Origin of the sequence: Dyadobacter sp. CY327 (assembly GCF_021390415.1) — a bacterium.
In the GTDB taxonomy this organism is placed as follows: Bacteria; Bacteroidota; Bacteroidia; order Cytophagales; family Spirosomataceae; genus Dyadobacter; species Dyadobacter chenhuakuii.
This window is the reverse complement of the sequence record NZ_JAJUXJ010000005.1, coordinates 345,521-361,831: the sequence shown is the minus strand read 5'-3', so window position 1 is coordinate 361,831 and position 16,311 is coordinate 345,521. Positions and strand designations below refer to the sequence as shown.

Below are 16,311 nucleotides of genomic sequence, written 5' to 3'. Positions count from 1 at the left end.
TCTTTTTGCTGCATACTCTCTGATTTTTTGATTGTAGTAGAGCTCTGGGTCAGCCATATATAACTCATCGAAATCGAGAACTTCTTTGTCTTCAAGATTCACCCTAAAAGTCTCATCATCTTTAAAATTTTCAAAAAGAGTATGAAGTTTTGCTGTTGGAATTAGGGAAAACGGCTTTGCGCTATCTACCAACCCGTCACCCACATTATTTTTATTAAAGGTGATATAAATGTTTGATGTTCTCTTTTTTAGGTCCTCGGTCGAATACCATTTCATATAAGCGAGATCCTGGAAACGAGGGATAGTGAAAATAACACCTTTCTGACCCTTGTTTAATACGTTGTTAATTGCTGAGTCAGTAATCCTTCCAGTATTCATAATCGATCCATTGAAGCAGTATTCCCATAGGCCGACCCGGCTTACAGTTTGTATTCCGTACATCCATCGATCAAAAAATTCCTCAATGATCACGAAATTATAGGGTATTTCAGATTTGATTTCGTCAAATGCTTCTGACAGATATGGGCGCCTATAATGATTGAATCGCGAAAGAAAAAGTTTATTTAAGTCACAGTTTACGCAATCATTGCCCATCATAAACCTTTCTGCGCTACCGTCTGGCAATGCAAAGTTGGAAATCTTCCCCTTATATTCCGGCATTGTCGGTAGGCCGCCAGCTGAGACAGGAATAGTATTATTCACAACCCGGTCCCATTGCGGATATTCGCTTTCCGTATTACGGTATACGTAATAGCCCGTTCCATTATAATGCTCTTTTTCAAACAGGGGCATAGCAAAATTTTTGATACCCATTTGATGAGCGAGCAAATTTGTGTAATTGGTTTGCTGGCTCTCGCGGGTAATGCCGCCATTCATGACTCCGGCAGTTAACCCACCGCCAAATGCGACCATTTCCATTTCTTGTCCCGGTTTTAGGATCCGGCCGAAATCAGCAAGCGGAAGTTCCGATGATAGCCATTCTTCAATTTTGAGTGTTGGGTTGCGTTCAATATTGTCATAAATCATCTCGGGGAACCGGCCCATGGGGTGAATGCGCATGAATGGCCCGCGCGTTTTGGCGGAATCTTCTGCCGTGGGAATGTAAACCGGTACTTTTGGCCTCGGATCAGGCCAGCGGGGTGAGTGCTGATTACATGCAACAAGGGCAACGAGAAATAGCAACTTCTTCATGGATTTTGTGTTTAAATGAAATATGAGAACAGGAAAATCTTAGTCAGGTATCGTTAGTAAGTGAACTAATGCATACGAGGTTACACTTTGTGAGAATTCGTGGTCAGAAGACAGATGTCTGCTTGTGTATCATTGAAAATTCTTGTCTGGCCCCACGGACTTAGCAAACCCTTTAAGGTCTATCAAAGGGATTTTTGCCCCGTAATGTTGATTAACAGCTTTGATTACCTCATTTGCAATGATCGCTTGCCCAAGTGGGCTCGGGTAAATTCCGTCAGAGGAGAAAAAATTTCCGGAAGGTGAACCGTCGATTAATACACCGTCATCCGTCTTAAAGCCGCCCTTATGAATGCGTTGATAGAGGTCGAAAAGATCGACCAAAGCCAAATCTCTTTTTGCTGCATACTCTCTGATTTTTTGATTGTAGTAGAGCTCTGGGTCAGCCATATATAACTCATCGAAATCGAGAACTTCTTTGTCTTCAAGATTCGCCCTAAAAGTCTCATCATCTTTAAAATTTTCAAAAAGAGTATGAAGTTTTGCTGTTGGAATTAGGGAAAACGGCTTTGCGCTATCTACCAACCCGTCACCCACATTATTTTTATTAAAGGTGATATAAATGTTTGATGTTCTCTTTTTTAGGTCCTCGGTCGAATACCATTTCATATAAGCGAGATCCTGGAAACGAGGGATAGTGAAAATAACACCTTTCTGACCCTTGTTTAATACGTTGTTAATTGCTGAGTCAGTAATCCTTCCAGTATTCATAATCGATCCATTGAAGCAGTATTCCCATAGGCCGACCCGGCTTACAGTTTGTATTCCGTACATCCATCGATCAAAAAATTCCTCAATGATCACGAAATTATAGGGTATTTCAGATTTGATTTCGTCAAATGCTTCTGACAGATATGGGCGCCTATAATGATTGAATCGCGAAAGAAAAAGTTTATTTATGTCACAGTTTACGCAATCATTGCCCATCATAAACCTTTCTGCGCTGCCGTCAGGCAATGCAAAGTTGGAAATCTTCCCCCTATATTCCGGCATTGCCGGCAGGCCGCCAGCTGAGACAGGAATCGTGTTATTCACAACCCGGTCCCATTGCGGATATTCGCTTTCCGTATTACGGTATACGTAGTATCCTGTTCCATTATAATTTTCTTTTTCAAACAGTGGCATCGCAAAATTTTTGATTCCCATTTGGTGCGCCAGCAAATTTGTGTAGTTGGTTTGTTGGCTTTCCCGGGTAATGCCGCCATTCATAACTCCGGCAGTCAGGCCGCCTCCGAACGCAATCATCTCCATCTCTTGTCCCGGTTTGAGGACGCGTCCGAAATCAGCAAGCGGAAGTTCCGATGATAGCCATTCTTCAATTTTGAGTGTTGGGTTGCGTTCAATATTGTCATAAATCATCTCGGGGAACCGACCCATGGGGTGAATGCGCATAAACGGCCCGCGCGTTTTGGCGGAATCTTCTGCCGTGGGAATGTAAACCGGTACTTTTGGCTTCGGATCAGGCCAGCGGGGTGAGTGCTGATTACATACGGCGAGGGTAATTAATAAGAACAACTTCTTCATTCTTAGTTTGTTTTTAAATGGGACATGTAACAGAAACTGATCACTGAAAAACCTCAGATTAGACAATTGGGGTTATAACAAGTGATTATGCCTGCTGCTTTGAATGGCAGATTCCAGAAAATGAAGTTGAGTCGGATGCTTGTAGTATTATCTAACGATTGTAGTACTATCTGTTAATTGTGCTCAATGATAGTGCATATCATTATAACGAAGCGACGAAAATATAGGATAATGTTCCTGCGGTCCGTGCTGGTTATTTAACGGAAAATGAATTCCGAATGCAGCGGAAATTGAGTAAAGGTCGGAATGCCGGAAGACTGCTAAGAGGGAGATTAAGCAAGTCCTGCAGGCTTCCCTGAATTTAAGATAACGTAAGACTAAACTCAAAAAGAGCTTATTTTGAGATGATTTTACCGTTGATTTAGTCTGATCGATAATTAATCACGTATCTAATGCCGACAATACATGCAGACAGACCAACAAGTATCCCAGAAAATGATCTTTCCTGCCAGTTATTCTACACTATGTCCGTCAGCATTAGGGGAGTTTGTGGCAGAGTCTTATAGATTAGACAATGTTGATTGCTCGCTTTTAGTCCGGGGTGTAGGCGATACGTATCTGATCAATTCACACCAAGGGCGCTTCATCCTTCGTCTTTATCGTTCGTCTCATCGGAGTTTCTCTAATGTTCAAGCGGAAGTAGGGCTGCTTTTTACTCTAAAGCACGCAGCTGTGCCCGTTTCATATCCTATCATTGACCGTCATGGCGAAGCTATACAGACCATTAACGCGATTGAAGGGGAAAGATGTGCAGTGCTTTTCAGTTACGCGCCTGGTCAGGTAGAAAGAACATTAAATGAACGGCAGCTGTACATTTTTGGTCAGCAAATGGCGCGCTTCCATAAGGTTTCGTCGGCGCTGACATTAACAGGAGACAGATGGACTTTTGATAACAATACGACGCTTTTTGATCCGTTGGACAAGCTAAAAGCAGCATTTGAGAATGACCAGGAAAGTTACACCTGGCTACAAAATGCGGCGCGTCGCGTTGCCAGCCATTTAGCTTCCATTGACACCTCAAAATTTACAACCGGATATTGTCATTTCGACTTCCTTCCCAAAAACATGCACTTTGTAGGAGATTCAATAACATTTTTTGATTTTGACTTTATGGGGCGCGGTTGGTTGATGTATGACATCGCATCATTCTGGCAACACATGGCTATCGAAGTTTATGCAGGCCGTATGACGCAGCAGGCTTTTGATAACAACTATACTATTTTCCTTTCCGGATACCAATTACATCGGGCAATTAGTGAGCAAGAGCTGGCGGCAGTCCCATATCTCTCGCTTGGATTTTGGTTGTTTTATATGGGCTTTCATACAACCCATGATCAGTTTTACAGCTTTATACACCCTGCGCAATTGAAAGTTTATGTCGCATTTTTGAAACACCTAGAGACGAAATTTTGGTTCTAAAAACAACATCGTCTGTTCAGCATTTACAAAAAGGCATTTTGATGCCCAGGAAAGTTTTATTTCGGCGTCTTGCATGCCACTTCCCTCAAAAGCTATTGCAACTTTTATTGCAACCAAAAGAAAAAGGACTTAGCTTTTTTAGCTAAGTCCTTGATTTTCAAGTGGGCCCACCTGGAATCGAACCAGGCACCTACTGATTATGAGTCAGTTGCTCTAACCGAATGAGCTATAGGCCCGTTACTTTTTCCTGGATAGGCCAGGCACCTACTGATTATGAGCGGACGCCGCGCGGTCAGTTGCTCTAACCGAATGAGCTATAGGCCCGGTAATGGACTGCAAAATTACTTAATAGCGGCAATTCTCCAAATCATATTGATAAGAATAACTTCTTTTGTCCGTTGCTTGTTTATTACTTTTGCCAAAAAATCGAGCTTTGAATAAAAGGAAAATCATTAACGATCCCGTTTACGGGTTTATATCCATCTCTTCTGATCTGCTTTACGACCTGGTTGATCATCCCTATTTTCAGCGTTTGAGGCGGATTAAGCAGTTGGGATTGGCAGATGTCGTTTATCCTGGCGCACTGCATACCCGCTTCCATCACGCACTGGGCGCCATGCACCTCATGGGACAGGCCCTCAAAGTATTGCAACAAAAAGGCCACGCCATTTCGGAACCCGAATTTGAGGCCGCGCAAGCAGCGATTTTACTCCATGACCTGGGTCATGGCCCGTTTTCCCACGTTTTGGAAAGTGTTTTGTTGCAACATGTTGCCCATGAATCTATCACGCTGGTGATGATGAAAGCTTTGAACCGGCAAATGGAGGGAAGGCTGGATCTGGCTATTCAGATGTTTGAGGGGACTTATCCCAGAAAGTTTTTCCATCAAATGGTTTCCAGCCAGCTGGATATGGACCGGATGGATTACCTGAACCGCGATAGTTTTTATACGGGTGTGATTGAGGGTTCTATCGGTGCCGACAGACTCATTAAGATGCTTGATGTGAGCGAGGACCAGCTGGTAGTAGAGGAAAAAGGCTTGCTTAGCATTGAAAATTTCCTGCATGCGCGGAGGCTCATGTACTGGCAGGTTTATTTGCATAAAACATTGCTAAGCGCGCAGGCCATGCTCACTCAGCTGCTGCAAAGAGCACGCGAATTGTCGGAAAGCGGTGCAACATTATTTGCCACACCGGATTTTGCGAGGTTTCTGCACAATAATTACAGCCTTGAAGACTTTGATATACACCAGGATCTGCTCGATTCGTTCAACGGTTTGGATGATAACGACGTATGGGCTTCTGTAAAGGGCTGGCGAACACATAGTGATCCCGTTCTCTCGACACTCTGTACCATGCTCCTGAACCGGCAGTTGTTTAAAATTACTTTCTATGATGCTCCCCCAAACGAGGCATTGCTTGCTGACTTACGGGGACAGCTTCTGGAAGCAGGCGTTGCTGAGGAGCAGATGGATTATTTTCTGGTAAGCGGCGAAACAACCAACTGGGCTTATGCAAAAGAACTCGACCCGATCCGGGTGAAAATGAAGGGCGGCGCGCTGCTGGACATTGCCGATGCATCCGATATACCAACCATTAAGGCGCTCACTAAGATTGTACGCAAGTACTATGTATGTTGGGCTAAAAATGTATCTTTGCGTGGTTAGTCAGGATCGTTAAAAGAAAAAGCCCTTTTCAAAATCCACTATAAGTACTCGATATTCGTTACCCGAAATTAGCCGAAAATATATGAAATTTACTGTCAGCGAGATTGCTCAAATGCTTGATGGAACCATTGTTGGAAATGAAAAAATTACAATTGATTCGGCTGCTAAAATTGAAGAAGGGCGTCCGGGCTGTATTTCCTTTTTAGCCAATAGTAAATACGAACCTTACATATATACAACACAATCCTCTGCCGTTATTGTCAACAAGGATTTTGTTCCAAAAAAAGAGATTTCGACAACCCTTATCTATGTCGAAAACGCTTACACCGCATTCACAATCCTGCTAGAAGAATATCAAAAACGCATCGCCGGTGGCAAAACAGGGGTTGAACAGCCTAGTTTTATCGGAGAGAACAGTCAGACCGGCGAGAATTGCTACCGCGGCGCATTTTCCTACATTGGTAAAAACTGCGTGATCGGGAATAGCGTAAAGATTTATCCAAACACATATCTCGGAGATAACATTGAAATTGGCGACAACTCGGTTATCCATCCCGGTGTCCGCATTTATGACAATACAATCATTGGTAAAAACTGCGTGATCTTCGCTAATACAGTCATTGGAAGCGATGGGTTCGGTTTTGCACCACAAACTGACGGGACTTATAAAACAATTCCGCAGCTTGGCAATGTAATTCTCGAAGATGATGTAAGTGTTGGGTCCAATTCCACAATCGATTGTGCGACAATGGGTTCCACGATTATTCGAAAAGGTGTTAAAATAGATAATCTCGTGCAAATCGCACATAATGTAGAGATTGGAAAAAATACCGTAATTGCAGCACAGTCCGGAATCTCAGGATCGACGACGGTAGGCGAACAGTGTGTTGTTGCCGGACAAGTTGGGATTGTGGGACACATTACAATTGCTAATAAAACCAAAATCGGCGCCCAGAGCGGATTAGGGAAATCCATCAAAAAGGAAGGACTTTCGCTATCAGGCTCGCCAGCAAGGGATTTGAACGAACATTTAAGATCCATGGCCCTCGTAAGAAGGCTCCCCGAAATAGAAGAAAGGCTGAAAGATCTGGAAAATAAACACGAAACATCCGATTTTCAGGGTCAATAATACAACGCGCCTTTAAGAAGAAAAGGAAATTTATAATGAACGAAAAACAACAAACCATTTCCAAGTCTGTATCCGTAACAGGAGTAGGTTTACATACAGGTGTGGTGGCTACAATGACATTTGTACCAGCCCCTGCCAACCACGGATACAAGTTTCAACGCATTGATTTACCCGACCAGCCAATCGTAGATGCCGATGTCGACAATGTTGTCGACCTGTCGCGCGGAACCACCATTGAACAAAACGGAGCACGGATCCATACGGTTGAGCATACATTAGCAGCATTGGTTGGTTTGCAAATTGACAATGTGCTCATCCAGCTCGACGGCCCCGAGCCGCCGATCATGGACGGAAGTTCCATCAAGTTTGTAGATGCTTTGCTCGATGCAGGCATTGAAGAACAAAATGCATACAGGAATTACTTCGAAGTTCCTGAATATGTGCATTATATGAATAAAGAAACTGACACGGAACTTGTGGCGCTGCCGCTGTCCGATTATCGTCTGACCGTCATGGTTGACTATAATTCCACGGTCATCAGCAGTCAGCACGCATCCCTGAACGATATTACATTATTTAAAGACGATATCGCAGAATGCCGCACATTTGTATTCTTACACGAACTTGAAGCGTTATACGGTCAAAACCTGATCAAAGGCGGCGACCTGACGAATGCGATTGTTATTGTGGATCGTGAAGTGCAGGATGGCGAGTTGGACCATCTTTCGCAGCTTTTGAGCAAGCCTAAGGTGAGTGTTAATAAGTCAAAAGGCATTCTCAACAACGTTGACCTGCATTATCCCAACGAAATGGCGCGGCACAAGCTGCTAGACCTGATCGGGGACCTTGCACTGGTAGGACGTCCGATTAAGGCGCAGATTTTGGCTGCCCGTCCCGGACATGCGGCCAATGTGGCTTTGGCCAAAAAAATTAAGAAACTAATCAAATCCGGCAAAGGGGATATTCCTCAATACGACCCGAATAAAGCGCCGGTTTTTGATATTAACCAGATCGGTCAGCTGCTTGCGCACCGTTATCCGTTCCAGATGATCGATAAGATCATCGCGTTGGACGAAAACAGCGTGGTAGGCGTGAAAAATGTGACGATCAATGAGCAGTTTTTCTTAGGGCATTTTCCTGGAAACCCTGTTATGCCGGGCGTTTTACAATTGGAAGCGATGGCGCAGACGGGCGGTATCCTTGTTTTAACGAGCGTGCCGGATCCTGATAATTACTGGCCTTATCTGATCGGAATTGATGCTTGCCGCTTCCGCCGCAATGTGTTCCCCGGGGATACGGTGATATTTAAATGTGAATTCACTTCTCCGATGAAAAGAGGGATCGTGAAAATGAGTGGCCGGGGATACGTAGCCGGACAGTTGGTGTGTGAAGCGGATATGATAGCAAGCCTGGTAAAGAAAAAATGACTCAATCATTAGCATATATTCATCCTGACGCTAAGATCGCTCAGAATGTAGAAATTGAACCATTCGCAATGATACATTCCGATGTTGAAATTGGTGAGGGCTCATGGATAGGATCACACGCTGTTATTAATTCAGGCGCGAGAATAGGAAAAAACTGCCGGATTTTTCCGGGAGCTGTCATTGCATCGACGCCTCAGGATCTTAAATATAACAACGAATACACATTCACTATCATCGGTGACAACACCACCATCCGCGAATATGCGACGATCAGCCGCGGAACCGAGGAACATTGGAAAACGGTGGTCGGCTCCGACTGTCTGATCATGGCTTACGCCCACGTGGCGCACGATTGCCGGGTTGGAAACAGCTGCATTATCGGAAACAATGTGCAAATGGCAGGTCACGTACATGTAGGTGACTGGGCGATTGTGAGTGCGTTAAGCGCTGTCCATCAGTTTGTTAAAATCGGTTCGCATGCATTCGTTTCAGGGGCAACATTGGTCCGTAAGGATGTGCCGCCATTTACAAAAGCGGCGCGTGAACCCATTTCCTATGCCGGTATCAATTCGGTGGGACTGCGCAGACGCGGTTACAGCAACGAAAAGATTAACGAGATCCAGAACATTTACCGCTACATATACATGCGCGGCCTGAACAATGCGGAGGCTTTGCAAAAAATAGAACTTGAATTGCCGCCATCCAACGAGCGGGATGTGGTCATTAATTTCATCCGTAATTCGGAAAGAGGGATTATGAAAAGTCCTTTCCAGACAAACGGAACCACCGAAGCAGAAGCGCAGCCTTAGGGATTTTCCAATTGGATTTTGTTAAAATATATGAAGCCCGGGATTGTTTTCCCGGGCTTTTTTTACGCACGAAATCTAAAAGAATCTTGAAGCAAATATCCGAGGCTCGCTGTTATTCAACCACTTCTAATGCATCCCCCTCCTTAACAAGCCCAAAATTACTTGCTACCATATTCTGTCCGAAAAGCACCTTGTTGTTGACCCTTCGGTAAGATGCCAGTGTTTTCAGGGGCTCTGCGCCTTTTTCGCCAGTTGCCGGGTCGACGGTGGTTAGCACGCACCGGCCGCAAGGTTTTACGATCTCAAAATCCAGTTCTCCCACCCGGATACGCTTCCATTGATCTTCTTCGAAAGGCATTGTTTCAGCAATCACAAAATTTGGGCGAAAACGGACCATGGAAATTGGTTCTTCTAACCGGGAATTTAACTCGTCCAGTGAGGCCTGGGATATGACAAGGAATGGAAATCCGTCTGCAAAGCTCACATTCTCTCCATTGCTGGCATATTTCGGATCCGCCTTTCGCTCTGTTGATTCCGGCATCATTACAAGCCTGACGCGCTTGTCCAGTTGCGCCGAGAGCCAGGCATCCGCTTCATCAGAAACTGTTACCGCATTCACAATGTCGTCCCATATCGTTACAGAGACCTTTTCCCCAGAACCAGGTTCGTAAGGAAGGATCACATTGTTTTCAGGATTGTTTCTCAAAAATATTTTAAGTCCACTCGATTCCAGCGCGACATCGATCAGCGCCATTTGACCAAAAACCCTTTGCGTGATAAACACATTGTTTTCGTCAATGATGAGCCAGCGACGATCGTACTGCAGGCCTCTTTCTTCGACATTAGCCTCGGTAAGGCGAATTCCACCCAACGACTTGACCGGATAGATCCAAATTTCTGATAAACGCATTGTTTAAAGGTGTTTTATTCATGACTTTTAAAATTCCATCCGGGCGAGCGGACTTACAGTTTGATCCGTAAAATCCCTGGCTTCAAACTTGTAATGCGCAGCCATCGCAATCATGGCTGCATTATCTGTGCAGTATTCGAATGCCGGAATGTACACTTTCCATCCCAGTTTTTCCCCCAATTCAAGCAGTGATTTCCGTAATCCCGAGTTCGCAGAGACACCGCCGGCGATTGCAATTTCCTTAATGCCCGTTTCCCGCGACGCTTTTTTTAGTTTTTTCAACAAGATGTCCACCAATGTAAACTGAATGCTCGCACAGATATCATTGATATTTTCACCGATGAAACCAGGATTCTCACGCACCCGTTTTTGCAAAAAATACATAAACGAAGTCTTGATCCCACTGAAAGAAAAGTCCAGCCCGGGCATTTCAGGAAGCGGGAATGGGTAAGCATTCGGGTTACCCAATGCGGCATATTTATCGATCAAAGGTCCGCCAGGATAGGGCAGATCGAGCAATTTGGCTGTTTTATCAAATGCTTCGCCCACAGCATCGTCTTTTGTCTCACCAATAATTTCCATTTCCAGTGGCCCGGTAACCTTCACAATCTGCGTATGCCCGCCGCTGACGGTGAGGCAGAGAAAAGGAAATGCAGGTTTGGGATCATCGATGAAATGCGCGAGCACGTGCGCTTGCATGTGGTTGATCTCGATGAGCGGAATATTGAGCCCCAATGCCATGGATTTGGCAAATGAAGTCCCTACTAGCAAAGCACCTAATAACCCCGGTCCTTTGGTAAAAGCAATGGCATCCAGGTCTTTTTTTGCTACTTTTGCATCGTTCAGCGCGTTATCAACTACAGGCAGAATGTGTTGCTGGTGTGCCCGCGAAGCAAGTTCGGGAACCACGCCGCCATATTGTGTGTGAATCAGTTGCGTAGCAACAACATTGGAGCAGATTTTCCCGTTAGTGATTACGGCTGCGGAGGTTTCGTCACAAGACGATTCAATGGCGAGGATATTCATATTTGTTGAACTATAGTCGCAAAATTAAGCATTAACAATAAGATAAGCGGTATCCCGCCGCGAAGCTATATATGTTAAAATTCCTGAAGGCGTTTGGTAATGGTCTGATCGTAGTGATCATCTTCGCGCTGCTGGCGCTGGGAATTGTGACCATTGCACTTCAACTTCCTTCCGTCCAAACCTGGGCAGTTCAGCGTGTTACCAGTAATATTTCTGAGAAGCTGGGTTATCCCATTACCATTGAGAAAGTCAATATCAAGTGGTTCGACGTGGTTTCCCTCGAAGGTATTTCGGTGAAAGACACGAGCCAGAAGGATATGATCGACGTCGGCAGGATTGACGTTAATCTGGACCTTAATAACATTATTGAAAACGCTTCAAAAGAAATTTATCTCGATGAAGTGAATGTATATCAGCCCAATGTGCACCTGGCCATTATACCTTCCTCAGGCTCATTGAACATTGATGGCTTCATCGAACGGATCAACGAGCTCACCACCCCGGCTGTTCCGCGTCCCAAAAACGCACCTGAAAACAACACGCCTTTTATTATTGGTAAATCAAAAGTCATCGACGGCACATTCCGCTATGACGATCCGCGTCAGCCCCGCGATAAAGGTGCCAGGACTTTTGACTATTCTCATTTCGAGTTGAATAAATTAAACGGGGACCTGAGAAATTTCCTGGTTCAGGGCGACACCATTTCTTTTCTGGCGCGAAATCTGGAAACGGTCGATAAGCAGACCGGCCTTAGGATGCATGATCTGGAAACGCGCTTTTTGTTTTGCCAAAAAAAGATGGAGCTCAAAGAGCTGGACGCCCATATCGGCAATTCACATTTGAAAGACGAAGTCATATTTTACTATAACAGATCCGGCGAGCTGGGCGATTTCAATCATAAAGTCCGCATGAAAGGGCATTTGGTAGGAAGTCGTGTTGATTCCAAAGACCTGGGACTTTTTTCAAGTTATGTTGATAACCTAAGTGAAACCTGGCGCATATCGGGCGATTTTAATGGCAAAGTCGATGATTTCATGGTTTCGGATATGGACCTGCATTTCGGAAGAGGGAGCCGTTTGGTTGGTAATGTGGGTTTTCAGGGATTGCCGAAGATTGAAGGTGTAAAAATGGACATTCAACTGTCGCTTTCGAAGGTGGAACCGATGGACATTATCCAGTATTATCCTGAATGGGATATGCATTCCACGCTTTCGAAATTTGGCCTCACATTACTGGATGGCACATTTAAAGGCACATTGGAAGATTTTGCTTTGAATGCCACGGCTTCTTCGGATATGGGTGAAGTGGCGGGCGATCTCGTTTTCCACATTGCCGACGCACAGTCAACCACCTATTCCGGAACGATCAAAACGGCCGCTTTCAAGCTGGGTAAGTTATTGGATGACGAAGAAACCTGGCAGGAGCTGGATTTTGATGGTAAGGTTTTTGGCAAAGGGACAGAGTTGAAATTCGCATCGACGGATATGAATGCAACCGTCGGACGGGTTGGGTTCCAGCATTACAATTATAAGAACATTCAGCTTAAAGGAAATATACAAAATCAGTATTTCAACGGCCTGGTAGTTGCACGAGATAGCAATCTGATCGCCAACATTGAAGGAGAATTTGACCTCTCAAAGGCGCAGAATGCTTTTGATGTGCAAGGAACCATTGAACGTGCGAACCTTAAATACCTTGGTTTTACAAAGGAGGCCATCACATTGCGCACGCAACTGAACGTTAATCTGTCCGGCAATACATTTGACGCGCTGACAGGCGATGCCAAGCTGCTTGATACCTATTTGCTGATGTCTGAAAAGGAACGAAACCTGGTGATGGACACGCTGGTTTTCTCATCGCGCCAGATCGCTGACAGAAGGATCCTGAAACTGGAAAGTGAATTCCTGACCGCCAAAATGGATGGAAATTTTCTTCCAACCGCTGCATACAAGGACATTAGCCGCATTTTAGCCGAATACAGACTTTACTTCTTCGAAAACGAAGCAAACCGGACCGAATACTATGCCAAAAAGCCGGTTAACACGTCATTAAGCCGTTACCAGATCGACTATGCGGTGGAAACCAGGAACCTGTCGCGATTCCTCGCATTCCTGAGCCCCGACGTGCATATTTCAAGGGGAGCAAGGGCGGAGGGTGTCTTTAAAATGGATAACACGGCTTTTTTAACATTAAATGCACTTTCGGACACGGTTCGTTATGGAACGAATGAATTTGTGAAGGCGGAAGTCGATGTGACAACTTCAAAGTTTGTGAACTCAGCGGAAGTTTTGGCTTCCATGCTGGTAACATCCGAAAATCAGAAAATAAGCGCGCTGGTCCCCACCGAAAAACTGGAAATTGAAGGAACGTGGGATGTTGATCATATCGATTTTAATGGTGCCCTGAGTCAGGTAGCCAGCACGAATAATGCGAATCTGGCCGGTGAAATCCGTTTCCTGCCCGCTGGTTTGGACATTAATTTTAAAAATTCAAAGCTTAATCTTTTAGAGGAAACCTGGAATGTGCCTTCTGAAAGCTTCATTTCTATTGTAGGGCGTGATGTGACGATGTCCAATTTAGGCCTTGTGAGTGGCAAGCAGCGGATTTTTGTGAACGGCACGGCTTCGGAAGACCCGGAAAAAAGCATGGTGCTGGACATCAAAAATTTCAGGTTATCCAGTTTAAATGCATTGTTGACCACGCAGTTAGCAGGGATTATGGATGGCTCTGCGAAAGTGAAGGACGTTTATAATGATGTTGTACTGGATGCCAATTTCAGCATTGAAAGCCTTGGTTATGGTCAGTATGAATTTGGAAATTTATCCGGGACAGGCGATTGGGACCAGAGCAGGAGCGAGCTGGAAATTGATGCGCAGCTGAACAAAGATGCACGGCGCGTGTTCAATCTCACCGGCGCCTATCGTCCCAAATTAAGTGCTAATACGCTGGATTTGAAGGCTATTTTCAACAATTTCGATTTCAAAGGTCTCGAACCGTTTGCTACGGGCCTGGTTTCGGACATTAGCGGCACTGCGAAAGGGGTGGTAACGATCAAAGGCGTGGTGAATGCACCGATCCTTTCGGGTTCTTTAATGGTGGATAAAGGCCGGATGAAATTCGATTATCTGCAATCGATCTTTACTTTCAGCGATAGGATCAACTTTACCGAGAGTGAAATTACATCCGATAACATGCTCATTACAGATACGGACGGAAACACAGCCAACCTGCGTGGCGGGGTTTTTCATGATGGTTTCAAGTACTTTTCTCTGGGTTTTAATGCGGATTTGCACAATTTTAAGATCCTGAACACAACGGCGAAGGATAACAGCATTTTTTACGGAACAGCTTATGTTACAGGCCCGGTCGCCGTTTTTGGCCCTATTGACAACCTTAACATAGAAGCCAATGTTACCAGCAACAAAGGCACCAAAATCCACATTCCGCTGGACGGTGCTACGGAGGTGGCCACGCAGGATTACATTCAGTTTGTAAGTAAAATGCCACCGGCAGACAGCACTGCAAAATCAGGCGATTCCACGGCAAGAAGCCAGGTCGCAGGCGGCATTAAGATGGATTTCAATTTCAACCTGACGCCTGATGCAACTTGCGAGATCATTTTTGACAGGCAAACCGGCGACATTATCCGCGGGAACGGCAGCGGCAGGCTGAACCTCAACATTGATACAAAAGGCGATTTCACGATGGCCGGAACGTACGAAATTGAAAGGGGAGAATACAATTTCACATTGCAGAATGTCATTAATAAGAAATTCAGCATCAAACCCGGAAGCCGCATTGTGTGGTCCGGGGACCCTTATGGTGCGCAATTGGATGTAAAGGCAGGTTATACACAAATGGTTTCCCTGGCCGGCGTTTTGCCGAATACCAGCACTACCGAAACAGGAAACGATGCATTATCGCGCCGCTATCCGGTGGAGGTGACTATTGCGCTTTCGGAGCAACTGATGTCGCCACAGATCCGCTACGACCTGAAAGTGCTCGATAACCCATCATTAAGCACATATCGCGGGCAACTGGAAGCATTTCAGAATAAGTTAAAGTCTGACGAACAGGAACTGAGCAGACAGGTGAGCAGTTTATTGCTTGTAAATCAGTTGCTTCCCGAGGCAAGTCTGGCCGCGGTGGGGAGTCAGAATTTCCTGGGGAGCAGCATTAGTGAGCTGGTTTCCAATCAGATCAGCCGCTGGGCTTCGGGAATCAATGAGAACCTGGAAGTGGGGGTTTCAGGACTTTCTCTGGATCAAAATGCGCTTAATAATCTGCAATTGAGGTTTTCTTACCGTTTTCTGAACGATCGCTTCCGCGTTACGCGTGACGGACGTTTTACTTCCGGGACCCAAAGTGCGAACGGCGCATCACAATACGACGCGGCCAGCTTGCTGGGTGAATGGACTTTGGAATACTGGCTCAATCCCAGTGGTTCGGTGCGGGTGAAAGCTTATAACCGCAATGTATTAAACTCGCTTGTCTTGAACTCGGTGACAACCGGTGGCGTGAGTATGCAGTTTACGCACAGTTTCAACCGCATTTCTTTAATGCCAAAACCTTCTGTAAAAATCCCCTATGTGCCTGCCGATACAACCAGGCAGGACACGACGGTCAATAAAATGATCTCTAAAAAGGATCCGACGCGCTGAAATTATTCACCGCGGTATCTCACGGCCAGCCCGCTGAGCATATAGCCCTCACTTTTTACGCTGGTGTAATACTTGTATTTGACGTTGATAATTGCATCAGCACCGATTTTTTGGGCCTTGATGACCAAACGCGCAGTAAGCAACTCCTTGGTTTTGGCATCATTACCACGATACATCATGCGCTTATCCTGCGTTTGACGCGCGGTAAGCGAGTCTTCACTGGTAATTTCCACAACCCCGATCTCCGAATAGGGCCGATCCAGGGGCTGGTTATCATAAAGCACTTCAATAGGATATTTTGTATTGGTTGAAATGGGGATGCCCGAGGCGCAGCCCGCCAGGATAATGATGGCAGATAGGAATAGCAGGCGGGTTATACTTTTGATCGGCGTCATTTATTTTAATTAAATCATATAAGTTAAAACTGCTATT

The 16,311-nt window shown here is 45.2% G+C and carries 11 protein-coding genes and 1 tRNA gene; 6 read left to right on the top strand and 6 right to left on the bottom strand.

What is annotated here, in order from left to right; all coding sequences use genetic code 11:
* The coding region (locus LZG74_RS15150) for a hypothetical protein (protein ID WP_233797383.1) at positions 1-1,059 on the bottom strand (1,059 nt) is incomplete at its 3' end.
* Positions 1,060-1,320: 261 nt separating this feature from the next.
* Positions 1,321-2,772, bottom strand: a complete 1,452-nt coding sequence (locus LZG74_RS15145; protein WP_233797382.1) for a hypothetical protein — start codon at positions 2,770-2,772, stop codon at positions 1,321-1,323.
* A gap of 465 nt (positions 2,773-3,237) precedes the next feature.
* Here LZG74_RS15145 and LZG74_RS15140 point away from each other — a divergent pair, with 465 nt between their 5' ends.
* Entirely contained in the window at positions 3,238-4,251 is a 1,014-nt protein-coding gene (locus tag LZG74_RS15140; protein WP_233797381.1) for a phosphotransferase enzyme family protein, read from the top strand.
* Between the two features lie 162 nt (positions 4,252-4,413).
* Here the strand turns inward: LZG74_RS15140 and LZG74_RS15135 are convergent.
* Positions 4,414-4,487 (bottom strand) — tRNA-Ile (locus tag LZG74_RS15135).
* Between the two features lie 197 nt (positions 4,488-4,684).
* On the opposite strand from LZG74_RS15135, the gene LZG74_RS15130 reads away from it, so the two are divergent.
* The 4 genes from LZG74_RS15130 to lpxA all read left to right on the top strand — a co-directional run bounded on the left by LZG74_RS15130 (position 4,685) and on the right by lpxA (position 9,282).
* Positions 4,685-5,917: an HD domain-containing protein gene (locus LZG74_RS15130; protein WP_233797380.1), complete on the top strand. Its 1,233-nt coding sequence runs from the start codon at positions 4,685-4,687 to the stop codon at positions 5,915-5,917.
* An 82-nt stretch (positions 5,918-5,999) separates the two neighbouring features.
* Positions 6,000-7,046 (top strand): UDP-3-O-(3-hydroxymyristoyl)glucosamine N-acyltransferase, encoded by a 1,047-nt coding sequence (gene lpxD, locus LZG74_RS15125; RefSeq protein WP_233797379.1) that lies wholly within the window; start codon positions 6,000-6,002, stop codon positions 7,044-7,046.
* Between the two features lie 35 nt (positions 7,047-7,081).
* Positions 7,082-8,473, top strand: a complete 1,392-nt coding sequence (locus tag LZG74_RS15120; protein ID WP_233797378.1) for a bifunctional UDP-3-O-[3-hydroxymyristoyl] N-acetylglucosamine deacetylase/3-hydroxyacyl-ACP dehydratase — start codon at positions 7,082-7,084, stop codon at positions 8,471-8,473.
* Positions 8,470-9,282, top strand: a complete 813-nt coding sequence (lpxA, locus tag LZG74_RS15115; protein ID WP_233797377.1) for an acyl-ACP--UDP-N-acetylglucosamine O-acyltransferase — start codon at positions 8,470-8,472, stop codon at positions 9,280-9,282. Before LZG74_RS15120 ends, lpxA begins: the two co-directional genes overlap by 4 nt.
* A 112-nt stretch (positions 9,283-9,394) precedes the next feature.
* On the opposite strand, the gene LZG74_RS15110 is transcribed toward lpxA, so the two are convergent.
* Both LZG74_RS15110 and tsaD read right to left on the bottom strand, forming a co-directional pair.
* Positions 9,395-10,192: an MOSC domain-containing protein gene (locus LZG74_RS15110; RefSeq protein WP_233797376.1), complete on the bottom strand. Its 798-nt coding sequence runs from the start codon at positions 10,190-10,192 to the stop codon at positions 9,395-9,397.
* Between the two features lie 27 nt (positions 10,193-10,219).
* Entirely contained in the window at positions 10,220-11,218 is a 999-nt protein-coding gene (gene tsaD / locus LZG74_RS15105; protein ID WP_233797375.1) for a tRNA (adenosine(37)-N6)-threonylcarbamoyltransferase complex transferase subunit TsaD, read from the bottom strand.
* A gap of 71 nt (positions 11,219-11,289) precedes the next feature.
* Between tsaD and LZG74_RS15100 the strand changes: the two genes are divergently transcribed.
* On the top strand, positions 11,290-15,879 hold the full coding sequence (locus tag LZG74_RS15100) for a translocation/assembly module TamB domain-containing protein (protein ID WP_233797374.1): 4,590 nt from the start codon (positions 11,290-11,292) through the stop codon (positions 15,877-15,879).
* 2 nt (positions 15,880-15,881) lie between these two features.
* Here the strand turns inward: LZG74_RS15100 and LZG74_RS15095 are convergent, their stop codons facing one another.
* Positions 15,882-16,274, bottom strand: a complete 393-nt coding sequence (locus LZG74_RS15095; protein WP_233797373.1) for a hypothetical protein — start codon at positions 16,272-16,274, stop codon at positions 15,882-15,884.
* Positions 16,275-16,311 lie beyond the last annotated feature (37 nt).